The organism is Rhodoferax sp. BLA1 (assembly GCF_013416775.1).
GTDB lineage: Bacteria > Pseudomonadota > Gammaproteobacteria > Burkholderiales > Burkholderiaceae_C > Rhodoferax.
The window spans coordinates 76,800-98,103 of record NZ_SZVI01000004.1; the positions used below are offsets into that span (position 1 = coordinate 76,800).

29 protein-coding genes are annotated in these 21,304 nt (G+C 60.2%); 24 read left to right on the top strand and 5 right to left on the bottom strand.

The features are described from left to right. The first annotated feature begins 13 nt into the window (after positions 1-13). From murA to FDG13_RS05310, 3 genes are all read left to right on the top strand, one after another. The gene (gene murA / locus FDG13_RS05300) at positions 14-1,288 is read left to right on the top strand and encodes a UDP-N-acetylglucosamine 1-carboxyvinyltransferase (RefSeq protein WP_180125772.1); all 1,275 of its coding nucleotides are present in this window, start codon (positions 14-16) and stop codon (positions 1,286-1,288) included. Positions 1,289-1,350: 62 nt separating this feature from the next. Continuing rightward, positions 1,351-1,986, top strand: coding sequence for an ATP phosphoribosyltransferase (gene hisG / locus FDG13_RS05305; protein WP_180125773.1), 636 nt, complete (start codon positions 1,351-1,353; stop codon positions 1,984-1,986). Between the two features lie 459 nt (positions 1,987-2,445). After that, entirely contained in the window at positions 2,446-3,024 is a 579-nt protein-coding gene (locus tag FDG13_RS05310) for a YfbM family protein (RefSeq protein ID WP_180125774.1), read from the top strand. 33 nt (positions 3,025-3,057) lie between these two features. Here the strand turns inward: FDG13_RS05310 and FDG13_RS05315 are convergent, their stop codons facing one another. Beyond that, a complete protein-coding gene (locus tag FDG13_RS05315; RefSeq protein WP_180125775.1) occupies positions 3,058-3,357 on the bottom strand; it encodes a hypothetical protein in 300 nt (99 codons plus the stop codon). Between FDG13_RS05315 and FDG13_RS05320 the strand changes: the two genes are divergently transcribed. The 3 genes from FDG13_RS05320 (at position 3,356) to hisD (ending at position 6,192) form a co-directional block, all read left to right on the top strand. Continuing rightward, the gene (locus FDG13_RS05320) at positions 3,356-4,093 is read left to right on the top strand and encodes a metallophosphoesterase (RefSeq protein WP_180125776.1); all 738 of its coding nucleotides are present in this window, start codon (positions 3,356-3,358) and stop codon (positions 4,091-4,093) included. The two genes, FDG13_RS05315 and FDG13_RS05320, sit on opposite strands and share 2 nt — an antisense overlap. A gap of 97 nt (positions 4,094-4,190) precedes the next feature. Next, a complete protein-coding gene (locus tag FDG13_RS05325) occupies positions 4,191-4,670 on the top strand; it encodes a GNAT family N-acetyltransferase (protein ID WP_180125777.1) in 480 nt (159 codons plus the stop codon). A 196-nt stretch (positions 4,671-4,866) separates the two neighbouring features. Further along, positions 4,867-6,192 (top strand): histidinol dehydrogenase, encoded by a 1,326-nt coding sequence (gene hisD / locus FDG13_RS05330; RefSeq protein WP_180125778.1) that lies wholly within the window; start codon positions 4,867-4,869, stop codon positions 6,190-6,192. A gap of 90 nt (positions 6,193-6,282) precedes the next feature. Here the strand turns inward: hisD and FDG13_RS05335 are convergent, their stop codons facing one another. The 3 genes from FDG13_RS05335 to FDG13_RS05345 form a co-directional block, all read right to left on the bottom strand. Then, positions 6,283-6,915: a cold shock and DUF1294 domain-containing protein gene (locus tag FDG13_RS05335; protein ID WP_180125779.1), complete on the bottom strand. Its 633-nt coding sequence runs from the start codon at positions 6,913-6,915 to the stop codon at positions 6,283-6,285. 131 nt (positions 6,916-7,046) lie between these two features. Beyond that, positions 7,047-7,799, bottom strand: a complete 753-nt coding sequence (locus FDG13_RS05340; RefSeq protein WP_180125780.1) for a hypothetical protein — start codon at positions 7,797-7,799, stop codon at positions 7,047-7,049. A gap of 81 nt (positions 7,800-7,880) precedes the next feature. Next, on the bottom strand, positions 7,881-8,468 hold the full coding sequence (locus FDG13_RS05345) for a DUF4145 domain-containing protein (protein WP_180125781.1): 588 nt from the start codon (positions 8,466-8,468) through the stop codon (positions 7,881-7,883). Positions 8,469-8,935: 467 nt separating this feature from the next. Between FDG13_RS05345 and FDG13_RS21010 the strand changes: the two genes are divergently transcribed. From FDG13_RS21010 to tatC, 14 genes are all read left to right on the top strand, one after another. Beyond that, complete coding sequence (locus FDG13_RS21010) at positions 8,936-9,160, top strand: CopG family transcriptional regulator (RefSeq protein ID WP_227330555.1); 225 nt, start codon at positions 8,936-8,938, stop codon at positions 9,158-9,160. Then, the gene (locus FDG13_RS05350) at positions 9,153-9,629 is read left to right on the top strand and encodes a PIN domain-containing protein (protein ID WP_255435111.1); all 477 of its coding nucleotides are present in this window, start codon (positions 9,153-9,155) and stop codon (positions 9,627-9,629) included. The genes FDG13_RS21010 and FDG13_RS05350 overlap by 8 nt, the downstream gene beginning before the upstream one ends. A 21-nt stretch (positions 9,630-9,650) precedes the next feature. Beyond that, positions 9,651-10,784, top strand: coding sequence for a histidinol-phosphate transaminase (hisC, locus tag FDG13_RS05355; protein ID WP_180125782.1), 1,134 nt, complete (start codon positions 9,651-9,653; stop codon positions 10,782-10,784). Continuing rightward, positions 10,781-11,419 carry an imidazoleglycerol-phosphate dehydratase HisB gene (hisB, locus tag FDG13_RS05360; protein WP_180125783.1) on the top strand — a complete coding sequence of 213 codons (639 nt, stop codon included), beginning with the start codon at positions 10,781-10,783 and terminating at the stop codon, positions 11,417-11,419. The genes hisC and hisB overlap by 4 nt, the downstream gene beginning before the upstream one ends. Positions 11,420-11,469: 50 nt before the next feature. Continuing rightward, positions 11,470-12,177: an imidazole glycerol phosphate synthase subunit HisH gene (gene hisH, locus FDG13_RS05365; protein ID WP_180125784.1), complete on the top strand. Its 708-nt coding sequence runs from the start codon at positions 11,470-11,472 to the stop codon at positions 12,175-12,177. A 138-nt stretch (positions 12,178-12,315) separates the two neighbouring features. After that, positions 12,316-13,056, top strand: coding sequence for a 1-(5-phosphoribosyl)-5-[(5-phosphoribosylamino)methylideneamino]imidazole-4-carboxamide isomerase (gene hisA, locus FDG13_RS05370; RefSeq protein WP_180125785.1), 741 nt, complete (start codon positions 12,316-12,318; stop codon positions 13,054-13,056). Next, positions 13,056-13,856 carry an imidazole glycerol phosphate synthase subunit HisF gene (gene hisF, locus FDG13_RS05375; protein ID WP_180125786.1) on the top strand — a complete coding sequence of 267 codons (801 nt, stop codon included), beginning with the start codon at positions 13,056-13,058 and terminating at the stop codon, positions 13,854-13,856. Before hisA ends, hisF begins: the two co-directional genes overlap by 1 nt. Positions 13,857-13,939: 83 nt before the next feature. Next, a complete protein-coding gene (hisI, locus tag FDG13_RS05380; protein ID WP_370528168.1) occupies positions 13,940-14,329 on the top strand; it encodes a phosphoribosyl-AMP cyclohydrolase in 390 nt (129 codons plus the stop codon). Between the two features lie 5 nt (positions 14,330-14,334). Beyond that, positions 14,335-14,724, top strand: a complete 390-nt coding sequence (locus FDG13_RS05385) for a phosphoribosyl-ATP diphosphatase (RefSeq protein WP_180125788.1) — start codon at positions 14,335-14,337, stop codon at positions 14,722-14,724. Continuing rightward, positions 14,721-15,134, top strand: a complete 414-nt coding sequence (locus tag FDG13_RS05390) for a hypothetical protein (RefSeq protein WP_255435112.1) — start codon at positions 14,721-14,723, stop codon at positions 15,132-15,134. The genes FDG13_RS05385 and FDG13_RS05390 overlap by 4 nt, the downstream gene beginning before the upstream one ends. 8 nt (positions 15,135-15,142) lie before the next feature. Further along, positions 15,143-15,505 carry a histidine triad nucleotide-binding protein gene (locus FDG13_RS05395; RefSeq protein ID WP_180125842.1) on the top strand — a complete coding sequence of 121 codons (363 nt, stop codon included), beginning with the start codon at positions 15,143-15,145 and terminating at the stop codon, positions 15,503-15,505. 68 nt (positions 15,506-15,573) lie between these two features. Beyond that, positions 15,574-15,807, top strand: a complete 234-nt coding sequence (gene tatA / locus FDG13_RS05400; RefSeq protein WP_180125789.1) for a Sec-independent protein translocase subunit TatA — start codon at positions 15,574-15,576, stop codon at positions 15,805-15,807. Between the two features lie 25 nt (positions 15,808-15,832). Beyond that, positions 15,833-16,288, top strand: a complete 456-nt coding sequence (gene tatB / locus FDG13_RS05405; RefSeq protein ID WP_180125790.1) for a Sec-independent protein translocase protein TatB — start codon at positions 15,833-15,835, stop codon at positions 16,286-16,288. Further along, positions 16,288-17,085 (top strand): twin-arginine translocase subunit TatC, encoded by a 798-nt coding sequence (gene tatC / locus FDG13_RS05410; RefSeq protein ID WP_180125791.1) that lies wholly within the window; start codon positions 16,288-16,290, stop codon positions 17,083-17,085. The genes tatB and tatC overlap by 1 nt, the downstream gene beginning before the upstream one ends. A gap of 22 nt (positions 17,086-17,107) precedes the next feature. On the opposite strand, the gene FDG13_RS05415 is transcribed toward tatC, so the two are convergent. After that, positions 17,108-18,247 (bottom strand): trypsin-like peptidase domain-containing protein, encoded by a 1,140-nt coding sequence (locus FDG13_RS05415; protein ID WP_180125792.1) that lies wholly within the window; start codon positions 18,245-18,247, stop codon positions 17,108-17,110. A 66-nt stretch (positions 18,248-18,313) separates the two neighbouring features. Between FDG13_RS05415 and FDG13_RS05420 the strand changes: the two genes are divergently transcribed. The 4 genes from FDG13_RS05420 (at position 18,314) to petA (ending at position 21,293) form a co-directional block, all read left to right on the top strand. Further along, the gene (locus tag FDG13_RS05420) at positions 18,314-18,685 is read left to right on the top strand and encodes a hypothetical protein (RefSeq protein ID WP_180125793.1); all 372 of its coding nucleotides are present in this window, start codon (positions 18,314-18,316) and stop codon (positions 18,683-18,685) included. Positions 18,686-18,736: 51 nt separating this feature from the next. Next, positions 18,737-19,495 (top strand): Nif3-like dinuclear metal center hexameric protein, encoded by a 759-nt coding sequence (locus tag FDG13_RS05425; protein ID WP_180125794.1) that lies wholly within the window; start codon positions 18,737-18,739, stop codon positions 19,493-19,495. Positions 19,496-19,502: 7 nt separating this feature from the next. Further along, on the top strand, positions 19,503-20,582 hold the full coding sequence (pdxA, locus tag FDG13_RS05430; protein WP_180125795.1) for a 4-hydroxythreonine-4-phosphate dehydrogenase PdxA: 1,080 nt from the start codon (positions 19,503-19,505) through the stop codon (positions 20,580-20,582). Positions 20,583-20,678: 96 nt separating this feature from the next. Beyond that, complete coding sequence (gene petA, locus FDG13_RS05435; RefSeq protein WP_180125796.1) at positions 20,679-21,293, top strand: ubiquinol-cytochrome c reductase iron-sulfur subunit; 615 nt, start codon at positions 20,679-20,681, stop codon at positions 21,291-21,293. Positions 21,294-21,304: the final 11 nt, after the last annotated feature.

The following is a 21,304-nucleotide window of genomic DNA, read 5'->3' on the forward strand; positions in this document are numbered from 1 at the left end:
ATCCCCCTAAGCCATGGACAAACTTCTGATTCGTGGTGGCCGCCCTTTGTTGGGTGAGGTCACCATCTCCGGTGCCAAAAACGCCGCCCTGCCCGAGCTGTGCGCCGCGCTGCTCACCAACGAGCCGGTCATCCTGCACAACGTGCCGCGCCTGAAAGACGTGGCCACCATGCGCACCCTGCTCGAACACATGGGTGTCAAGACCGAAACCTTTGGTGAACGCGGTGGCATGGGTTTCCATGCGGCTGACCCGATCCGCCCTGAAGCCCCTTACGAACTCGTGAAAACCATGCGCGCCTCGGTGCTGGCCTTGGGGCCACTGCTGGCGCGGTTTGGCCAGGCCAAGGTATCGCTGCCCGGTGGATGCGCGATTGGCTCACGCCCGGTAGACCAGCACATCAAGGGCCTGACCGCCATGGGCGCCGAGATTGTGGTGGAGCACGGCTACATGGTCGCCAAACTGCCCGAGGGCCGCACCCGTCTCAAAGGCGCACGCATCACCACCGACATGGTGACGGTGACCGGCACCGAAAACTTCCTGATGGCCGCTTGCCTGGCCGAAGGTGAAACCATCCTGGAAAACGCAGCCCAAGAGCCTGAGATCCCCGATCTGGCCGAGATGCTGATCAAGATGGGCGCCAAGATCGAAGGCCACGGCACCAGCCGCATCCACATCCAGGGCGTGGACAAGTTGCACGGCTGCACCCACCAGGTGGTGTCAGACCGCATCGAGGCTGGCACCTTTTTGTGCGCGGTGGCTGCTGCCGGTGGGGATGTGCTGGCGCGCCACGCCCGCATCGACCACCTGGAGGCCGTGGTCGAAAAACTGCGCGAAGCTGGCGTGACGATCACCGCTGTGGAAGACGGCATCCGTGTCCAGTCCAGCGGTGCGGCCCAGCTCAAGGCGCAGAGTTTCCGCACCACCGAGTACCCGGGTTTCCCGACCGACATGCAGGCGCAGTTCATGGCGCTCAACAGCGTGGCGCAAGGCACGGCCAAGGTCACCGAGACGATCTTCGAGAACCGCTACATGCACGTCAACGAACTGGTGCGCCTGGGCGCCAAGATCCAGATCGACGGCAAGATTGCCCTGGTCGAAGGTGTGCCCCAGCTGTCGGGCGCCACCGTGATGGCGACCGACCTGCGCGCCTCGGCCAGCCTGGTGATTGCCGGTCTGGTGGCGCAAGGTGAAACCCGCGTGGACCGCATCTACCATCTGGACCGGGGTTATGACCAGATGGAAAACAAGCTGCGTGCGCTGGGTGCCGACATCGAGCGTGTTAAATAAGCGGTTGAGTATTCCTGTTTTTATAGCTACCCGCCCTTTTTAAATAAGGGCTAGAGGCCAAAATGATCACTATTGCACTGTCCAAGGGCCGGATTTTTGAAGAAACCATTCCTCTCCTCAAAGCCGCCGGCATTGAGGTGCTGGAAGACCCGGACACCTCGCGCAAACTCATCCTGACCACCAACCAGCCCGATGTGCGGGTGCTGGTGGTGCGCGCCACCGACGTGCCCACCTATGTGCAATACGGCGGTGCCGACATGGGCATCACCGGCAAAGACACGCTGCTGGAGCACGGCAGCCAGGGCCTGTACCAGCCGCTCGATTTGCAGATTGCCAAATGCCGCATCAGCGTGGCGGTGCGTTCGGACTTTGATTACAAAAGCGCGGTCAAAAAAGGCTCACGGCTCACGGTGGCCACCAAATACGTGGCGATTGCGCGCGACTTCTTTGCCAGCAAAGGTGTGCACGTTGACCTGATCAAACTCTACGGCAGCATGGAACTCGCGCCGCTGGTGGGCATGGCCGACGCGATTGTGGACCTAGTGTCCACCGGCAACACGCTCAAGGCCAACCATTTGGTTGAGGTCGAACACATCATGGACATCAGCTCGCGCCTGGTGGTCAACCAGGCCGCACTCAAGCTCAAACAGGCGCCCATGCGCCACATCATTGACGCGTTTGAGTCAGCTATCGCTTGACTGGTTTTTGAGCGCCTTGGGGGGGTGTTGATCGCGCCACCGGCAGCAGGCGCGCGCTGGATGAAAAGCCCTTGCTAGCTGCCTTGTAGTTGACCCGGGACGGCGTTCTTCGTGCGCCATTCTCCTGGCACAGGGCTTGGGTCGCCGTCTGACTGGAGGTATCCAAAAGTTGAAGCCTTTTTATGCCTCTAGCCCTTTTGCAACAAGGGTGAGTTGCTCTCATCGTTGGATAGCTTGCGACTCCAGACCGTAGCGAGGAACTTATTTCTGAGTCGCTGCTGTTGCTGCAACGACTTGTAGATACGAATGCACAGGGAGGGAGGCAATTCATGACAATGCGGCCTAATCCGTCGGACATGGAATCTTTCACAAGTTGCTCTTGTGGGTTCCCTTTGCCGCTGCGGTGGCACCCCACATCAAACGTGGGACATCATCAACACTCGCCTGGAGACGTGGATCATGAGCATGTTGTGCAGTCTGTACCGAATTTCCCCCGAACTGGTCACGCGTCTGAAGAACTCCCCGGACGTTGTTGGCGAGTTGCTTGGCTTGACTGCGCCTCCTCCGAAGGCCGGCTTCCTGTCAAAACTCTTCGGCAAACCTGCGAAACAGGCACATTCTTCGGGACAGAAGTTTGAGCCTGTTGCCAAAGCCGACACGTTCGAACTCGATCAAGCTTGGCACATCTTGCACTACCTGTTTTCTGGCAGCAGCGCAGAAGGCCCGTGGCCAAGTGGGTTTCTCATGTCTGGGGGCGAGGAGGTCGGGCCCGACCAGGGCTACGGGCCAGTCCGTCTGCTCGACCCTGAACTTTCGCGTGCGGTGGCTACTTTTCTTGATGCACAGTCATTGCAGAAACTGGACGCCGCTTATGTTGTCAGCGATATTGAAGCGGCCGAGATCTATTGGCAAGCCTCCTCAGACGACACTGAGCGGCAGCTGCAAGTGCAAGAGTTGTGGCGTATGGTTCAGGAGCTTCGGGCCTTCTTTGAGCACACGGTACGAGCAGGCAATGCAACACTCGTCTCCATCTACTGATCCGATGTCCACCCGTATTCTGAGCCAACACAATCACTCCACAACGACGTGGCGTTTGTAGGCCGTGGCGCAGCGCGAAGAGTCATCAGTCTGCGCCGGGCCAATCGTCGCGAGGCAAAACACGATGTCGAAATTCTCTAAGCGTTCCATGATTCTGATGCCAACCGCCGAAGAGGACAAAGCCATCACGGCAGCTGCCAGAAGTGATCCTGACGCGCAGCCCCTGACGCAAAAACAGCTGAAGTCCATGGTTCCCGTCCATGGCAGAAGTTGACGCCATGCCATGCTCCAAGCTTGAAAATAGGCATCCAACAAACGCAAACCTAACAACATGCGCCTAGCCCTTCTCTCCGATATCCACGGCAATCTTGCCGCTCTGGAGGCCGTCACTGCCGACCTGCGCCGCCGGGGTGTGGATCAGGTGGTGAACCTGGGGGACAGCCTGTCTGGCCCGCTGTTGCCGCGTGAGACCGCCCAGTTCCTGATGGCCCAGGGCTGGCTGAGCCTGGCGGGTAACCACGAGCGTCAGTTGCTCACACAAAATCCCGAGCAGATGGGGCTCTCTGACGCCTACGCCCACTCCCAACTGAGCACCCCGGAGTTGGACTGGATCAGGTCTTTGCCACCCAGCGTGCGTCTCAGCCCCGATGTGTTTTTATGCCACGGTTCACCGCGCAGTGATGTCGAGTATTTTCTGGAAACCCTGGAGGAGGGCGTTGTCCGCCAGGCCACCGCCGCCGAGGTCGATACCCGCCTGAGTGGCGAACTTGCGCCCCTGGTGGCCTGCGGTCACACCCATGTGGCGCGGGTGGTGCACACCCGGCGTGGGCAGCGCGTGGTGAATCCGGGCAGTGTGGGCCAGCCAGCGTATGACGACACCCACCCGGTGCCCCATGTGGTGGAGACCGGCTCGCCTGACGCGCGTTACGCCATTGTTGAGCAGCACAAGGACGGCTGGTGTGTGTCTTTGCTGTCAGTGCCCTATGACCACCAGTCCATGGCCCAACTGGCCCGATTACGCGGCCGCCCCGAGTGGGAGCACGCTTTGCTCACCGGCTACATGCCCTGAGGACGTTGTGGTTCACACAAGTTATGCGCTGGCCCGCAGCCAGCATTTTTTAACGGGCCAGTTGGATGGCCACTGACTTCTGACTTCAAACTTGCCGATGAATATTCAAACAGCCACGATGGCGGATGCTGCTGCGCTCGTGGGTATGGCGCTCACTTTCCGCAACCACCTTGAAAGAACCACCCCCACACAGGCCCAGTTTGAGCAAAGCATCACGGTGCTGCTCAACTCGCCCGATGCGCGGTTCCTGATCGCGTCCGATGACAACGGCCCCATCGGGTATGTGCTGCTTCGCTTCAGGTACTCCATGTGGGTGGGCGGTGCCGAGGCCACCATCGAAGACCTGTTTGTGGACCCCAGCCGCCGCAAAAACGGTGTGGGCCGTGCGCTGATCGAGGCAGCTCTGCAAGCTGCCACCGCACAGGGCTGTTTGTCGGTGTGCCTGGATACCAACGAGCTCAACGTCGCCTCCAACGCGATCTACACCCAGTTGGGCTTCAACGCGGTGTCCAAGCGCTGGAACGGGCGCCAAATCTTCTATCGCAAACCCCTCCCCACCACCGCTGTGGCCAGTTGAGCCGCTGTGGAGGCATCACCGGCCAGGTGGCAGGTTCGGAGATTTTGATGTTTTGAGGCGCTAGCCCTCGTTGAGTAAGGGCAATATGCTCTATCTTTGGTAGCGTTTTGATGGCTGTTTCCCCGTGGATGACTCTTGCCGCTGCGGACCGGAGCGAGCACCCCGCTAAACTTGGGTCAACCCGAAGCCTGCCACCATGAACACAACCGCCACCCCCGCCCGTTTATCCACCGCCGACAGCTCTTTTGAGGCTGATTTCAAGGCCCGCCTGCATTGGTCTGCCGAGACCGACGCGGGCATCGAGCAACGTGTGGCCGATATCCTGGCCGACGTGCAGGCGCGTGGTGACGCCGCCGTGCTGGACTACACCACCCGTTTTGACAGTCTGCGAGCCGCCACCATGGCCGAGCTGGAGCTGACCCAGGCCGAACTCCAGGCTGCGTTTGAAGCCTTGCCCGAGGTGCAACGCAGCGCGCTCGAATCTGCCGCACGCCGTGTACGCAGCTACCACGAGGCGCAGAAAAAGGCCTGTGGCGAGAGCTGGAGTTACCGCGACGACGACGGCACGCTCTTGGGCCAGAAGGTCACCCCGCTGGACCGCGTTGGCATCTACGTGCCCGGTGGCAAGGCCGCCTACCCGAGCAGCGTGCTGATGAACGCCATCCCTGCGCATGTGGCCGGTGTGGGTGAAATCATCATGGTGGTGCCCACCCCGCGCGGCGAAAAAAACCAGCTGGTGCTGGCCGCCGCTTATGTGGCGGGTGTCACACGCGCCTTCACCATCGGCGGCGCACAAGCCGTGGCCGCGCTGGCTTACGGCACGGCCACTGTACCGAAGGTGGACAAGATCACCGGCCCCGGCAACGCCTATGTGGCCAGCGCCAAAAAGCGCGTGTTTGGGGTGGTTGGCATCGACATGATCGCCGGGCCGAGCGAAATCCTGGTGCTGGCCGATGGCACAACCCCGCCCGACTGGGTGGCGATGGATTTGTTCAGCCAGGCCGAACACGACGAGCTGGCGCAAAGCATTTTGTTGTGCCCCGACGCGGCGTACATCGCGCAGGTGCAAGCCAGCATCACCAAGCTGCTGCCCGAGATGCCCCGCCGCGAGATCATTGCCAAGTCACTCAACGACCGTGGTGCGCTGATCCTCACCCGCAGCATGGAAGAGGCCTGCGCCATCAGCGACCGCATTGCGCCCGAGCATCTGGAAGTCTCCAGCCGCGACCCGCACCGCTGGGAGCCGCTGCTCAAACACGCGGGCGCCATCTTTCTGGGTGCGTTCACCTCTGAGAGCCTGGGCGACTACTGCGCTGGCCCCAACCACGTGTTGCCCACCAGCGGCACCGCACGCTTCTCGTCACCGCTGGGGGTCTACGATTTCCAGAAACGCAGCAGCCTGATCGAGGTCAGCGAAGCCGGTGCCCAGACCCTAGGCCAGATCGCCTCGGTGCTGGCCCACGGCGAAGGCCTGCAAGCCCACGCAAGGGCGGCGGAGATGCGCCTGCACGCCAAATCCTGACAGTCGCCTGGCGCCTCTGGTAGGTGCAAATCGCTATATAACTTGTAGTGGTTAGCCCTCATTCAACGAGGGCTAGAGGCCAATTTGGCTTCAAAGGCTCAGAAAACGCCGTGCCCACGGCGAACACAGCAGCACCAAGCCCGCCACGTTGAGCAAAACGGTGGCCCAGAACACCGCGCGGAACTCCTGCTTGCGGGACTTGTGCCGCAGCCACTGCTGCGCCAGCAGTGCACCAGGCCAGCCCCCCACCAGCGCCAGCAGGTGCAAGGTCGACTCCGCCGTGCGCCAGCCCTGCGCCCGCGCCGCCGACTTGTCCATGGCGTAGACGATGAAGGTCAGCAGGCTCAAACCCAGGTAGGCGCCCGCCACCCACAGCGGTGGGCGCCATAACACCGCAACGACGGCGTACAGCACCAGAAACACAGGAATCACCAACAGCGTGGCGGTGCCCCACGGGGCCGCTGAGGGGCGCTGTCGGCTGGGGCCGGTGGCCTGTGCCACCCGTGCCGCACGCACCGGAGCCACATTTATGGCCCGCTTGCCCTTGGCGCCGGTTTCCACCTCAAAGGTATAGGCCAGGTTCAACTGTGGCCGCCCGCTGCCCGGCAAAAACGCCTTGATGTGCACAAACACCGGATTACCACCCTGGTCGGCTTGCAAAAAGCCAAAGCCCCGGTCGTCATGCCAGGTGGTGAGGGTGCCGGTGAAACGGGTGGGGGTCATGGGGCAGTAATCTATCTGCTTGCAGTGAACCAAGTCTGGGAAACCTTCTCAGGCTTTGGCTACAGCCGCGTGATGGAGCATGACGACGCTGTTGGATTTCAGTCGTGAGTGGAAGGTTGGAAACGTTTGAGTTAGACCGCATCGTGCGCGGGCGGCGCGCCGGGAATTCTGGGTGACACATGCAGAATGTCTTGAGCAATCTTCAAGAGAATGAAGTACGGCAACGGCAAGCCGCCCATCTTGTACCTAAGAAGATGCTGCACAGGAGCATCGAAGGTATTGTCGACGTCTGCGCCGCCAGCTGCCGAAGGGTGTGACCCGTCAAGCGTGTTCGCAACTCGCTTGATCATCATTTCTCGAGAAATTGAGACCATCTCGAGCGGTCCGGCGTCTCGATGAAACGACAGGCGGACGGCCTCTGCCCCCAGCCATTGCGTGAAGCCGCAACGAGTAACGGTCTCTTCATTTAGCGCTTTGATGAGCGGTTGATCAAACGACGTGCCTACAACACAGAACTTGCCGATCTCTACAAGCGGGGGTGACACCTTCACGGCGATTCCTGCCGCGAAGTCACCTGCTCCGTCGTCCATTTCCGGGCCAGAAGCAAGGTGGCCGTTGCTCGCGTAGGTTCGGACGCCGCCGGGCATGTATGAGAAGACATACCTATGGCCACGGGCTGCACGCAATACCTTCTTTGCGGGCAAGCCCGTGCGGAAATGGATTGACCTTGAGAAGTCCGGGGCGAGGGTCTCTAGGGGCTTCTTCAGCTCGGCCCAGAGTCTAAGTGTGTGTGAAAGGTCGAGTAGTGACACCTGATCGTAGTCTTTCACTGCGGCTTGGTAGTGCCGGCGAAGTCTCTCAAGGTGAAGCAGGATTGTGTTCATGAGGCCTAAAGTTTGAATTCACCGGCCTGCGCAGCTTTTCGCGCAGGTCCGGTGGAATGATGGGATGGTCGGCATGCGGCGCTATGCCTTCCGGCCGCGCTCGACCCGCGCGGGAAGGACATATAGAAACTGGGCCAGAGCGTTGGCGAACTCGATTGCTTTTGCGGCGTTTGCGCCGTCGGGAAGTTCGGCTTCTTCGTCAGCATGCCGTTGGTCGTTTGCGTCAAGCCGGATTTCATGTGCCCAAGCTGCCATCTCGGCAGTAATCAAATGGTTTTTAGCCGCCGCATCGATTCTTGAGTTCAAGCTCCCCTCCTTTAGACCTTTGTCTTTAAGCATTGCATCAACTGCGCTTGCGGTGAGCATTACCGCTCCGGCCGGTGCGTGGAGGCTGGCGATAGCTTGTGATAGGAAGTTGCGCGCACGAACAGGCACTTCGTTCGCAACAGTCTGAGGTGAAGGCCATATTTGATTAATCGCATGGTTCTGATCGCTTGGTGAACTACCCATCACCAAGCCTCCGCATGAGACGCACTTGAAAACAGACCAAAAACGTTTGTTTCGTCCACCATGGTCCGCAGAATCCATTGCCCATTGTCGACCAAGCAGCGGCTTTGCGACGTTGCAATGGGGGCAGCGATCAAGCTCAAGTTGATTTCCGTGATTCATGGGCGTATTCCGATAATTGATGACGTCCAACGTAATGTAGACGGCAAAATGTTGCCGGATATTCTGGCATCTTGAATGAAAAAATCAGGCGTTAGCCCTTGTTTTGTATGTCTGATCTGCTCTGATAAAAAGAGTGGCAAACCCGGCAGATGCCAGTTGTGTAGAGTGGTTTCCAGGGCCGTCATGTGTTTCTCCCCCATTATTGATCTGACTACAGCCGCCGGTATTTTCATCTGGCCCGCCAGCCACGCGCAGTGGGTGAAGAAAACAACAATTTGGCAGCTCGCCGCCAGATAACCGCCGCATCCTGGTCACCACAATGTCCCGATCTTTCAACTGCCTCACCAGTTGCCTTGGCGGCATGGTTTAAAGCATTCTTTAATAGCTGCTGTCGCTATTAAAGCAAGTTTGAATATGGATAAGCACGAATTTCGTGCAACACGAATTTCGTGTAAACTGATTCCGCCATGAAAAACGTCACCATCACTGTCGAAGACAGCACCCTGGAGTGGGTGCGGATCGAGGCGGCGCGGCGCAACACCAGTGTGTCGCGGCTGGTGGGCGAGATGCTCACCGAGAAGATGCAGTTTGACGACGCCTACACCCGTGCGCAGCGCGACTGGGAGGCCGACACCTCCAGCTTCAACGCCGGCGGCAAGGCCTACCCAGTGCGAGGGGGCCAACATGGCTAGCCCGCTGGACGCCACCGGCGCCATCGTTTTTGTGGACACCAACGTGTTGTTGATGGCCGACGATGCGTTTGACGCCACCCGCCAGGCCCGTGTGCGCGACTGGTTGCAGGCACTGTGGCAGCGCCGCGCCGGGCGTGTCAGCACGCAGGTGCTGAGTGCGTATTACGTCAGCGCCACGCAGCACTTTGGCATGCCGCTGGGTGACGCCCGCGCCAAGCTGCGTCGTTACCAGCTCTGGCAGCCCTGGCAGATTGACCACCAGACGGTGGAAACCGCCTGGGGGGTGGAGGCCCGTTTTGGCCTGCCTTATTGGGACGCGCTGATCGTCGCTGCCGCCGCACAAAGTGGCGCCAGCCATGTGTTGTCGCTCGACTTGACGCATGGCCAGCAGGTCGACGGCGTGACCATCCTGAGCCCGCTGCAAGCCACGCCGCTAGAGCTGGGTCTGACACTGGCGCTGGTGGACTGAATTTTTGAAAGTGATTGCCTGATGTCTGCGAACGACCCCATCACAAGCCCTGCTTTGGACACGCTGATCCAGCGCCGCATCCGCGCAGACGTCCAAGCCATGCACGCCTACACCGTGCAAAACGCCACCGGCCTGGTTAAGCTCGACGCCATGGAGAACCCGCACCGGCTCTCACCCGAGTTGCAGGCCGAACTGGGCCAGCGCTTGGGCGCGGTGGCGCTCAACCGTTACCCCGGCCCCCGCATCACCGACCTGATGGTTGCGCTGCAGAAGCACGCCGCGCTGCCCGAGGGTTACGCCCTGATGCTGGGCAATGGCTCGGACGAGCTCATCAGCCTGCTTGCGCTGGCCTGCGCAGTGCCACCGTCGGCTGCCAACGGGCACAAAAAGGCCGTGGTACTGGCGCCCGAGCCGGGTTTTGTCATGTACGCCATGAGCGCCCAGTTGCAGGGGCTGGGCTATGTGGGTGTGCCCTTGACGGCAGATTTCGAGCTGGATGTGCCCGCAATGCTGGCCGCCATCGACCAGCACCAGCCCGCCATCACCTTCCTGGCTTACCCCAACAACCCCACGGCCAATTTGTGGGACGACGAGGCCATGGAGGCGGTCATCAGCGCAGCCGGTGAGCACGGTGGACTGGTGGTGATTGACGAGGCCTACCAACCCTTTGCGACCAAAAGTTACGCCGATCGCCTGACCCGCCACCCCCACGTGTTGCTGCTGCGCACGCTCAGCAAGTTTGGCTTGGCCGGTGTGCGCCTGGGTTATCTGATCGGCCCGCAAGCCCTGATCAGTCAGCTCGACAAGGTGCGCCCGCCTTACAACGTGAGTGTGCTCAACTGCGAGGCCGCGCTGTTCGCGCTGGAACACCAGGCCGTGTTTGAACAACAGGCCCAGGACATCTGCCGCCAGCGTGAGCAGCTGCTCACCGTGCTGGCCGAGTTTCCCGGTGTGACGGTGTTCCCGAGCCAGGCCAACATGATCCTGATCCGGGTGCCAGACGCCCAGAAAACCTTTGAGGGCATGAAAGCCCGGGGTGTGTTGGTCAAGAACGTTTCTAAAATGCATTCACTGTTGAACAACTGCCTGCGCCTGACGGTGGGCACCTCGCCCGAAAACCACCAGATGCTGGCAGCCCTGGAAGCCTCACTATGACCAACTACCCGCTGACTGAACTTCCTGAAACCCCGGCCACCAGCGTGCCACGCATCGCCGAGCTGGCGCGCAACACCGCCGAGACCCAGGTGTCGGTGCGTGTCAACCTGGACGGCACCGGTGAGTCCCGCTTACACACCGGTATCGGGTTTTTTGACCACATGCTCGACCAGATTGCCCGCCATGGTCTGATTGATCTGGACATCGACGCCGAGGGCGACTTGCACATCGACGGCCACCACACGGTGGAAGACGTGGGCATCACGCTGGGCCAGGCGGTGCACAAGGCGATTGGCGACAAAAAAGGCATCCGCCGCTACGGCCATGCCTATGTACCGTTGGACGAGGCACTATCGCGTGTGGTGATCGACTTCTCGGGTCGCCCCGGCTTGGTGATGGACGTGAAGTTCTCCAGCGGCATGATCGGCACCTTTGATTCACAGCTGGTGCACGAGTTTTTTCAGGGGTTTGTGAACCACGCTTTTGTCACGCTGCACATCGACAACCTCAAGGGGGTTAACGCGCACCACCAGGTTGAGACCATCTTCAAGGCCTTTGGCCGCGCGTTACGTGCTGCTATCGAGCTGGATGCGCGTTCCTTGGGCAGCATCCCGTCCACCAAGGGTTCTTTGTAAATAATATGCATAATCGACCTCTGGCCCTTGTTGATGTTGCCTAGGTAGCTATGGATGTAATAGTAAAGAACAGTTTCAGAAAAACCGTGGCCGTGGTCGACTACGGCATGGGCAATTTGCGATCCGTCACCAACGCGGTGCTGGCCGCCGCCCGTGGGGCGCAGGTCGACGTGGTCTGGGCCAAGCGCCCCGAAGAAGTGATGGCGGCTGAACGTGTGGTGTTGCCCGGTCAGGGTGCCATCCGCGACTGCATGCGCGAATTACACGACTCCGGCATGTACTCGGCGGTGACACACGCGCTGGCCAACAAGCCGGTGATGGGGGTCTGTGTTGGCATGCAGATGCTGCTGGACCACAGCCAGGAAGGGGATGACACAGACAGCGGCTTGGGCACAAACTGCCTCGGCCAGATCCATGGCGAGGTCATCAAGTTCGACCTGACCGGACAGATACAACCCGACGGCAGCCGCTACAAGGTGCCGCAGATGGGCTGGAACCAGGTCTACCAAACCCACGAGGGCACCAACAAGCCGCACCCGATCTGGGACGGTGTGCCCGACGGCAGCTATTTCTACTTTGTCCATAGTTTTTACGCCAAACCGTCAGATACACGCCACAGCGTAGGCCAGACGGACTACGGCCAGCGCTTCAGTTCGGCCATTGCACGTGATAATATTTTTGCGACACAGTTCCATCCTGAAAAAAGCGCCGACCACGGCCTGGCCCTGTACCGCAACTTTCTCCACTGGCACCCCTGATAAAGTTTCATCTGACACCTGTCATGTCTGCGAACCACTGTTTGGCAATCGCCCTGCGCCGGGCATGAACTAGCGCACCCTCCCGTTCAGCTTATCGGTTTCTTCTCGTTTTTCCCCCACTCTCAACCACGAAGCATCATGCTTTTAATTCCTGCGATTGATCTCAAAGACGGCCATTGTGTGCGCCTGCAACAGGGCGATATGGCACTTGCCACCACCTTCAGCGAGGAGCCATCGGTGATGGCCCGCAACTGGGTGGACAAGGGCGCCCGGCGCCTGCATCTGGTCGATCTGAACGGCGCGTTTGCCGGGCACCCGAAAAACGAGGCCGCCATCCGCAAGATCCTCAAGGCGGTGGGCAGCGAGGTGGATGTGCAACTGGGCGGCGGCATCCGCGACCTCGACACCATCGAGCGGTATCTGGACGCTGGCTTGCGCTACGTCATCATCGGCACCGCAGCGGTGCGCAACCCCGGTTTCCTGCAGGACGCCTGCACCGCCTTTGGTGGCCACATCATCGTCGGGCTCGATGCCAAAGACGGCAAGATCGCCACCGACGGCTGGAGCAAACTCACTCGCCACGATGTGATCGACATGGGCAAAAAGTTTGAAGACTTTGGTGTCGAATCCATCATTTACACCGACATCGGTCGCGACGGCATGCTCAGCGGCATCAATGTGGAAGCCACCGTGCGGCTGGCACAGGCGCTGACCATTCCGGTGATTGCCTCGGGTGGCCTGTCCAACATCGCCGACATCGAAGCCTTGTGCGCGGTGGAAGACGACGGTGTCGAAGGTGTCATCTGTGGCCGCGCCATCTACAGTGGTGACCTTGACTTTGAAGCTGCTCAGACGCGTGCTGACGAGTTGAACGGCTGATGCTGGCCAAACGCATCATCCCCTGCCTGGATGTCACGGGTGGCCGGGTTGTTAAAGGTGTCAATTTTGTCGAGCTGCGTGATGCCGGTGACCCGGTCGAAATCGCCGCACGTTACAACGACCAGGGCGCGGACGAACTCACTTTCCTGGACATCACCGCCACCAGCGACGGGCGCGACCTGATCCTGCACATCATCGAGGCGGTGGCCAGCCAAGTGTTCATCCCGCTCACCGTCGGTGGCGGTGTGCGCACCGTGGAAGACGTGCGCCGCCTGCTCAATGCGGGTGCCGACAAGACCAGTTTCAACTCGGCAGCGATTGCCAACCCGCAGGTCATTCGTGATGCCTCGCGCAAATACGGCGCGCAGTGCATTGTGGTGGCGATTGATGCCAAACGTCGCAGCGCTGAAGACGCCTTGCGACTCGGCGCCAACGGCCAGCCGCTAGGTGAGGGCTGGGACGTGTACAGCCACGGTGGGCGCAAGAACACCGGGCTGGACGCGGTGGCCTGGGCAACCCAGATGGCCGAGTTTGGCGCGGGAGAGATCTTGCTCACCAGCATGGACCGTGATGGCACCAAGTCTGGCTTCGATTTGGCGCTGACCCGCGCGGTGAGCGACGCCATCAGTGTGCCGGTGATTGCCTCGGGTGGTGTTGGCACGCTCGACCATCTGGCCGACGGCATCCAGCTCGGCGGCGCCGACGCGGTGCTGGCGGCGAGCATCTTCCACTACGGCGAGTTCACCGTGGCGCAGGCCAAGGCGCACATGGCCGGGCGCGGCATCCCCGTTCGGATCTAAGCCAAATAGGCCTCTAGCCCTTATGCAATAAGGGCTGATAGCTATATTTTTTATAAGTCATCCTGATCATGGACAATTCTTCCATGAACTATCTCGACACCATCCAATGGGACGCACAAGGCCTGGTGCCGGTCATCGCACAGGAGCAGGGCACGGGCGACGTGCTGATGTTTGCCTGGATGAACCGCGAGGCCCTGCAAAAAACCGCCGAACTGGGCAGGGCTGTCTATTTCAGCCGCTCGCGCAACAAGCTGTGGTTCAAGGGCGAAGAGTCCGGCCATGTGCAGATCGTGCATGAAATCCGAATCGACTGTGACGCCGACGTGGTGTTGCTCAAGGTCACCCAGACCGGCCACACACCCGGTATTGCCTGCCACACTGGCCGGCACAGCTGTTTTTTCAGCGTGTATGAGAACGGGGCCTGGAAAGTGACCGACCCGGTCTTGAAAGATCCCGAAACCATCTACAAATGAGTGCCATGTCGTCTACCTCTTCTTCCGATTCCCTGGCCGCGCTGGCTGCCGTGATCGAGTCCCGCCTGCCCGCACACGGTGGCGACCCGGAGGCCAGTTATGTGGCGCGTCTGTTGCACAAGGGACCGGACGCCTTTTTGAAAAAAATTGGTGAAGAAGCCACCGAGGTGGTGATGGCCGCCAAAGACGCGGACCACGGTGGCGACCCTGCCAAGATCGTCTACGAAGTGGCCGATTTGTGGTTTCACAGCATGATTGCGCTGGCGCATTACGGCCTGAGCCCGGCCGATGTGCTGGCCGAGCTGGAGCGCCGTGTTGGCACCAGTGGCATCACGGAAAAGGCGCAGCGCCAGGCCAAATCGCCTGACCAGTCGCCACAAGGAGAAACCTCATGACCCAGGATTTTTCAAACGGCCCAAGCGGCGAGTCGCGCGAACTCGACGTGCAAACCCTCAATGGCCTGAACGCCTGGGGCACGGTCAGCTACATCCTGCACCTGGTGGTGGCGGTGGCGGCGCTGATTCCAGGCGCGCAGATGGGGCCGTTGTTGCTGGTGGTGGCGCTGGTGATTGACCTGGTCAAGCGCGGTGATGCGGTGGGCACCTGGCACGCCTCACACTTTCGCTGGCGTATCCGCACGGTGATCATCGCCGGGTTGTTGTACGCGGTGACGGCACCGCTGTGGTTGCTGTTCATCCTGCCGGGTTGGCTGGCCTGGCTCGCGGTGTCGATCTGGTTTTTGTACCGCATCGTCAGCGGTTTGACGAAGCTGAACAAAGGTTTACCCATGGAGATCCCCGCATGAGTGAGACGATGCTTGAGCATGATCCGAACTGCCTGTTCTGCAAAATTGTGGCGGGCCAGATCCCGTCCAAACCGGTGTACCAGGATGAGGAGTTTTACGCCTTTCACGACATCCATCCGTCGGCGCCGGTGCATTTTTTGATCATCCCCAAGCGACACATCCCGTCCATGGCCCAGGTCACCGATGCGCATGCCGGTCTGCTGGGGCGCTTGATGGTGCTGGCGCCCAAGCTGGCGTTGCAGCTGGGTTGTAACCCTTACCCGGCCGGTGGCTTTCGCCTGCTCTGTAACACTGGGGCAGAAGGGGGCCAAGAGGTGCACCACCTGCATATTCATGTCATGGGCGGTCCGCGCCCGTGGTTGCGGGGATAATCCCTTCCTTTGGCCGCAGACGTCGCACTTGCCCGTCTAAAATTTCAGCATTCGTTAGGAGCAACAAGATGGGTTCATTTTCAATTTGGCACTGGTTGATTGTTTTGCTGATTGTGGTCATGGTGTTTGGCACCAAGAAACTCAAGAACCTCGGCAGTGATCTGGGCGGTGCCGTCAAAGGTTTCAAGGACGGCATGAAAGACGGCGGCACCACTGAAGAAGAAAAAGCAGCAGCCCAAGTTGCAAACACTGCCGCAGCCGACAAAACCACGATCGACGTGGAAGCCAAGCAAAAGTCCTGATGCTCTGGTTCAGTGTTAGGTTCGCATGATTGATCTGGGTATTGCCAAGCTGGCGCTGATTGGTGCCGTGGCTTTGGTGGTGATCGGGCCGGAGAAATTGCCTCGTGTCGCCCGCACGGTGGGCACCTTGTTAGGCAAGGCGCAACGCTACATCAGCGATGTCAAGTCCGAGGTCAACCGCTCGATGGCGCTTGATGAGCTCAAGCGCATGAAAGAAACGGTGGAAGACGCGGCCAAGGACGTTAACCAGACCATCCGTGACAACGCCGCAGACTTCGAGAAATCCTGGGCCGAATCGTCCGGCGACAGCACCGCTGCCGCCGACTTCTCGCCGGTACCCGAATACCGGCACCCGAAGAAAAACTGGCGCCTCAAACAAGGTGCTGTGCCCAACTGGTACAAAGCCCGCGCTGGTGTTCGCACCAAGGCTTTGTCGGGTGCCGCGCGTGTGGCGCGTTACCGGCCGACTTCCTTCAAGTAATGTCAGATCCCTCCAAAAAAGACGACGAACTGGCCGGCAGTGAACAGCCGTTTGTGCAGCATCTGATTGAGCTGCGTGACCGCCTGGTCAAGGCCACCATCGCCATTGTGGTGGTGGCTGTGGCGCTGGCGCTGTACCCCGGCCCCAGTGCCCTGTATGACCTGTTGGCGGCGCCGCTGGTGTCTCATTTGCCCGCTGGTTCCACGCTGATCGCCACCTCGGTGATTTCGCCTTTTATGGTGCCGCTCAAGGTGCTGATGATGGCTGCGCTCTTGATTGCGCTGCCGGTGGTGCTGTACCAGATCTGGGCTTTTGTGGCGCCGGGCCTGTACTCGCATGAGAAAAAACTGGTGATGCCGCTGGTGGTGTCGAGCACTGTGCTGTTTTTCCTGGGGGTGGCGTTTTGCTACTTTTTTGTCTTTGGCCGGGTGTTTGCGTTCATCCAGAGTTTTGCGCCCAAAAGCATCACGGCTTCTCCTGATATTGAGGCTTATTTGAGTTTTGTGTTGTCGATGTTCCTGGCCTTTGGTCTGGCCTTTGAGGTGCCGGTGGTGGTGGTGGTGCTGGCGCGTATGGGCATTTTCAGCATCGAAAAGCTCAAGGAATTTCGCGGCTATTTTGTGGTGCTGGCCTTCATCATTGCTGCCATCGTGACGCCGCCCGACGTGGTGTCACAACTGGCCTTGGCGATCCCGATGGTGGCGCTGTACGAAATTGGCATCATCGCGGCGCAGGTGTTCATCAAACACACCAAGGCACCGGACGACGAGGCCAAGACAAGCACCTCGTCATCCTGAGTCTTGTTTTCCCCCTCAGGTCTTACTGCGCACGCTGGCGCGGTCTGGGGCGAATACCTGGTGCGATGTTGAGGGTGACCCGGCCTTCGGCGCGCTGAACTTCAAAACTTTCCGCCTGGCCGGGTTTTAATGCCGCCACCAGGGACAACATCTCGGCCACGTTGTGCACGTCCTGGTTGGCTACCCGGGTCACCACATCGCCCGGTTTCATGCCGCCCTGGGCGGCCGGGCCGTTTTGCAGCACACCGGTGATGATCACCCCATGCTCGGCCTTGACACCAAAGGTCTGCGCCAATTCGGCATTGAGTTCATTGGGTTCGACACCAATCCAGCCGCGGGTGACCTGGCCGTCTTTGACAATGCCCTCCAACACCATCTTGGCGGTGGACACAGGGATGGCAAAACCAATGCCCATGCTGCCGCCGGAGCGTGAATAAATGGCGGTGTTGATGCCCAGCAGGTTGCCGTTGGTGTCCACCAGCGCCCCCCCCGAGTTGCCCGGGTTGATGGCGGCGTCGGTCTGGATGAAGTTCTCGAAAGTGTTGATGCCCAGCTGGTTGCGCCCCAGCGCACTGACAATGCCGCTGGTGACCGTCTGCCCCACACCAAACGGGTTGCCAATGGCCAGCACCTGGTCGCCCACCTGCAGAGAATTGGCATTACCCAGCACAATCACCGGCAGCCGGTCCAGGTCGATCTTCAGTACCGCCAGGTCAGAGTCTGGGTCGGTGCCAATCACCTTGGCGCGTGCTTTGCGGCTGTCGTTGAGAAACACCTCAATGTCATCGGCACCTTCGACCACATGGTTGTTGGTCAGGATGTAACCGTCGGCACTGACAATGACGCCGCTGCCCAAGCCCATTTGCGCCTGGTCTTGTTGTTCACCAAAGAAGAATTTGAACCAGGGGTCGTTGCTTTGGGGATTGGGTCGGGCATTTTTGCTGATGTTGATGCTGACCACCGCCGACGACGCTTTCTGCGCCGCCAGCCGGAAGCTGCCCGCAGGCGCCACCCCGGCGCTGGGTTCGGGCGCCTCCAGCACCGCCACCGCCGAGCTCACGCCGCGTGTTGGCAACCACCCTGGCTTGAGGGTGCCCACCACAAAATAAGCGGCCAACAAGACGGTGACCGTTTGTGAAAACAACAACCAAAGACGTTTCATGGAATTTTCTGGGGCGCAGCCCACTTTTGTGATGGAATCAAATTGTAGGTTTAGCGCCCATTTTCAATGCCCACCCCGACAGAACACGTTCTTATTTTTGCCAACGCACCGGCCAAGCCCGCGCTGGGCGCGCCTTGTAATGGCTGCGGTGTGTGTTGCCTGCTGGCGCCGTGTCCACTCGGGGTGTTGCTGTCGGGTCACCGCCAGGGGCCATGTCGCGCCCTGCGCTGGCAGGCCGAGGGCGGCTTGTACCGGTGTGGTGCCATCACCTCGCCGCAGGAGGTGCTGGCTGAGCGCCTGCCGCCCTGGCTGCAGTCAAGCACCTCGCTGCTGGCGGTCGGCTTGGGCCGGCTGGCCAAGCGCTGGGTGGCCGCAGGGGTGGGGTGTGACTGTGATGCCGAATTGGAAGCCGAATCACCCCCCGCACAGCTGCCTTAGTGCTGATGCACGGGCTTATCATCGTGGCTATCCTTTCCCCTGGCTCTTTTCATGATTCACCGTACCGAACTTCTGGGCACACTGGATGCCTTGCTCCAACCTGAGCGGTTTCGCGATTACGGCCCCAACGGTCTGCAGGTTGAAGGCTGTGCCCAGGTCCGCAAAATTGTGTCGGGTGTGACCGCCAGTCGCGCGCTGATCGATGCCGCCATTGCCGCTGAGGCCGACACGATCCTGGTGCACCACGGCTTGTTCTGGCGCGGACAGAACGGTTGTATCACCGGCTGGATGAAACAACGTCTGGCTTTGCTGCTGGCGCACAACATCAACCTGCTGGCCTACCATCTGCCGCTGGACGCTCACCCGGAGTTGGGCAACAACGCCCAGCTCGGCCTCAAACTCGGACTGGTGGGCACGGCCCGTTTTGGTGAACAAGACCTGGGCTGGCTCGGTGCGCGCCTGGACGGGCAAAGTTTTGTCTCGGCACAGGCTTTGGCAGACCATGTGGCTTGTGTGTTAAATCGGCCTGTAACCCTTGTTGATCAAGGGTCAAAAGCTATTCAAAAAATAGCGTGGTGTTCCGGAGGGGCGCAGAGCTATTTTGAGGCAGCCATTGCTGCGGGGGCTGATGCCTTCATCACTGGTGAGTTGTCCGAGCCACAAGCGCATCTGGCTCGCGAATGTGGTGTGGCTTATCTGGCCTGTGGTCACCATGCCACCGAGCGTTATGGCGCGCCCGCTGTGGCGACCCATGTGGCGGGCCTGTGGGGCCTGGCGCACGAGTTCATTGACATTGACAACCCGGCCTGAGCACACCATGACCACATCCAACCCACAACGGCCTCTGGCCATCACCCAGGGCGACCCGGCCGGTATCGGCCCGGAGATCATCGTCAAGGCGTTTCGGGATGCTCCACAGGAGACGCGCAACTGTTTTGTGGTGGGTGATGTGGCCACGCTGCGTCGTGCCGCGCGCTGTGTGGCGGGCGAGGGTGTGGCGCTGCCGGTGCTGGTGTTGTCGCATGCCCAGGAGGCGCTGTCCTGCCCGCCCCTGTGTGTGCCGGTGTTGCCTTTGGATGACGCTTCCACCTTGCCGCCCGAGCCGTTTGGGCAACTGAGTGCTCGCGCTGGCCAGATGGCGGGGGATGCGGTGGTGTGGGCGGCCAATGCGGTCTTGCGTGGCGAAGTGGCGGCGCTGGTGACGGCGCCGCTCAACAAGGCAGCGTTGTCGCTGGCGGGGGCTCCATATGCGGCCTATCCGGGTCACACCGAGTTGCTGCAGGCCCTGGCCGCAAAACACCAAGGGCTGGCGCTGGACCAATGCCCGGTACGCATGATGCTTGCCAATGACGAATTGCGTGTGGTGCTGGTCAGCATCCATGTGTCCTTGCGGGATGCCTTGGCGGCGGTGACGTTTGACAATGTTTTGCAAAGTTTGCTGATCACCCACCATGCGCTGCTGCCGATTTTGGGGCGTGCCCCTCGGATTGGTGTGGCAGCTCTGAATCCGCATGCGGGTGAGGGCGGGTTGTTTGGCACCGAAGAGCAGACCATCATCGCCCCGGCCGTGGCGGCGGCGCGTCTGCAGGGAGTCAACGCCAGCGAGCCGCAAGCCCCTGACACGATCTTCATGCGGGCGCGCGCCAAAGCCGGGCAGGCCGGTGAATTCGACGTGGTGTTGGCGATGTACCACGATCAGGGCCTGATTCCGGTGAAATATTTGGGGGTGGACAAAGGGGTCAATGTGACCCTGGGTTTGCCACTGGTGCGCACCAGCCCGGACCACGGCACGGCCTTTGACTTGGCAGGCAGTGGGCGTGCGGACGCATCCAGCTTGATCGAGGCGTTGCGTATGGCGCGCCAACTGGGACGTTTGCGTACGGAAAATGCTCGATAAGGCGGGTTTCTGCCTGTTGGGCTCTCCGGCGCAAAAAGTGGCTCAGCTACAATCCTACCCTTTGATTTGGTGTGGTTTTTATCATTGAGGATGCCCATGAGTGAATCTGTTGTTAAAACCGGTTTGGTTGACGCCGAAAAACGAACGTGGCTGATCGCTTCCAGTGCCGTGGGAGCACTCGGGACGGCAGCAGCAGTGGTCCCCTTTGTGGCGTCGTTCCAGCCCTCTGAGCGGGCCAAGGCTGCTGGTGCATCTGTCGAGGCAGATATTTCCACCTTGAAACCAGGCGAAAAAATGACCGTGGAATGGCGCGGTAAGCCGGTTTGGATCATCCGCCGTACGCCTGAAATGCTGGCTGCTTTGCCTAAGCTGGACAGTCAACTGGTTGATCCCGCCTCCACCCGCAAGCCAGAAGAGCAAGCGCCTGCTTATGCACGTAACGCCACACGCTCGATCAAACCCGAGTTCATGGTGGCCGTGGGCATCTGCACGCACCTGGGTTGTTCGCCGTCGGATAAATTCCAAAGCGGCCCTCAGCCGTCGCTGCCCGATGACTGGGCTGGTGGCTTCTTGTGCGCTTGCCACGGCTCGACTTTTGACCTTGCTGGTCGTGTCTACAAGAACAAACCGGCGCCCGACAATCTTGAAGTTCCTCCCCACATGTACCTGTCAGACACCAAGTTGCTGATCGGTGACGACAAGAAAGCCTGAGGATTATTGAC

Excerpts from the sequence above, each read along its gene's own strand:
- murA (WP_180125772.1), top strand. The coding sequence starts at position 14 with ATGGACAAACTTCTGATTCGTGGTGGCCGCCCTTTGTTGGGTGAGGTC.
- hisG (WP_180125773.1), top strand. The coding sequence starts at position 1,351 with ATGATCACTATTGCACTGTCCAAGGGCCGGATTTTTGAAGAAACCATT.
- FDG13_RS05310 (WP_180125774.1), top strand. The coding sequence starts at position 2,446 with ATGAGCATGTTGTGCAGTCTGTACCGAATTTCCCCCGAACTGGTCACG.
- FDG13_RS05320 (WP_180125776.1), top strand. The coding sequence starts at position 3,356 with ATGCGCCTAGCCCTTCTCTCCGATATCCACGGCAATCTTGCCGCTCTG.
- FDG13_RS05315 (WP_180125775.1), bottom strand. The coding sequence starts at position 3,357 with ATGTTGTTAGGTTTGCGTTTGTTGGATGCCTATTTTCAAGCTTGGAGC.
- FDG13_RS05325 (WP_180125777.1), top strand. The coding sequence starts at position 4,191 with ATGAATATTCAAACAGCCACGATGGCGGATGCTGCTGCGCTCGTGGGT.
- hisD (WP_180125778.1), top strand. The coding sequence starts at position 4,867 with ATGAACACAACCGCCACCCCCGCCCGTTTATCCACCGCCGACAGCTCT.
- FDG13_RS05335 (WP_180125779.1), bottom strand. The coding sequence starts at position 6,915 with ATGACCCCCACCCGTTTCACCGGCACCCTCACCACCTGGCATGACGAC.
- FDG13_RS05340 (WP_180125780.1), bottom strand. The coding sequence starts at position 7,799 with ATGAACACAATCCTGCTTCACCTTGAGAGACTTCGCCGGCACTACCAA.
- FDG13_RS05345 (WP_180125781.1), bottom strand. The coding sequence starts at position 8,468 with ATGAATCACGGAAATCAACTTGAGCTTGATCGCTGCCCCCATTGCAAC.
- FDG13_RS21010 (WP_227330555.1), top strand. The coding sequence starts at position 8,936 with ATGAAAAACGTCACCATCACTGTCGAAGACAGCACCCTGGAGTGGGTG.
- FDG13_RS05350 (WP_255435111.1), top strand. The coding sequence starts at position 9,153 with ATGGCTAGCCCGCTGGACGCCACCGGCGCCATCGTTTTTGTGGACACC.
- hisC (WP_180125782.1), top strand. The coding sequence starts at position 9,651 with ATGTCTGCGAACGACCCCATCACAAGCCCTGCTTTGGACACGCTGATC.
- hisB (WP_180125783.1), top strand. The coding sequence starts at position 10,781 with ATGACCAACTACCCGCTGACTGAACTTCCTGAAACCCCGGCCACCAGC.
- hisH (WP_180125784.1), top strand. The coding sequence starts at position 11,470 with ATGGATGTAATAGTAAAGAACAGTTTCAGAAAAACCGTGGCCGTGGTC.
- hisA (WP_180125785.1), top strand. The coding sequence starts at position 12,316 with ATGCTTTTAATTCCTGCGATTGATCTCAAAGACGGCCATTGTGTGCGC.
- hisF (WP_180125786.1), top strand. The coding sequence starts at position 13,056 with ATGCTGGCCAAACGCATCATCCCCTGCCTGGATGTCACGGGTGGCCGG.
- hisI (WP_370528168.1), top strand. The coding sequence starts at position 13,940 with ATGAACTATCTCGACACCATCCAATGGGACGCACAAGGCCTGGTGCCG.
- FDG13_RS05385 (WP_180125788.1), top strand. The coding sequence starts at position 14,335 with ATGTCGTCTACCTCTTCTTCCGATTCCCTGGCCGCGCTGGCTGCCGTG.
- FDG13_RS05390 (WP_255435112.1), top strand. The coding sequence starts at position 14,721 with ATGACCCAGGATTTTTCAAACGGCCCAAGCGGCGAGTCGCGCGAACTC.
- FDG13_RS05395 (WP_180125842.1), top strand. The coding sequence starts at position 15,143 with ATGCTTGAGCATGATCCGAACTGCCTGTTCTGCAAAATTGTGGCGGGC.
- tatA (WP_180125789.1), top strand. The coding sequence starts at position 15,574 with ATGGGTTCATTTTCAATTTGGCACTGGTTGATTGTTTTGCTGATTGTG.
- tatB (WP_180125790.1), top strand. The coding sequence starts at position 15,833 with ATGATTGATCTGGGTATTGCCAAGCTGGCGCTGATTGGTGCCGTGGCT.
- tatC (WP_180125791.1), top strand. The coding sequence starts at position 16,288 with ATGTCAGATCCCTCCAAAAAAGACGACGAACTGGCCGGCAGTGAACAG.
- FDG13_RS05415 (WP_180125792.1), bottom strand. The coding sequence starts at position 18,247 with ATGAAACGTCTTTGGTTGTTGTTTTCACAAACGGTCACCGTCTTGTTG.
- FDG13_RS05420 (WP_180125793.1), top strand. The coding sequence starts at position 18,314 with ATGCCCACCCCGACAGAACACGTTCTTATTTTTGCCAACGCACCGGCC.
- FDG13_RS05425 (WP_180125794.1), top strand. The coding sequence starts at position 18,737 with ATGATTCACCGTACCGAACTTCTGGGCACACTGGATGCCTTGCTCCAA.
- pdxA (WP_180125795.1), top strand. The coding sequence starts at position 19,503 with ATGACCACATCCAACCCACAACGGCCTCTGGCCATCACCCAGGGCGAC.
- petA (WP_180125796.1), top strand. The coding sequence starts at position 20,679 with ATGAGTGAATCTGTTGTTAAAACCGGTTTGGTTGACGCCGAAAAACGA.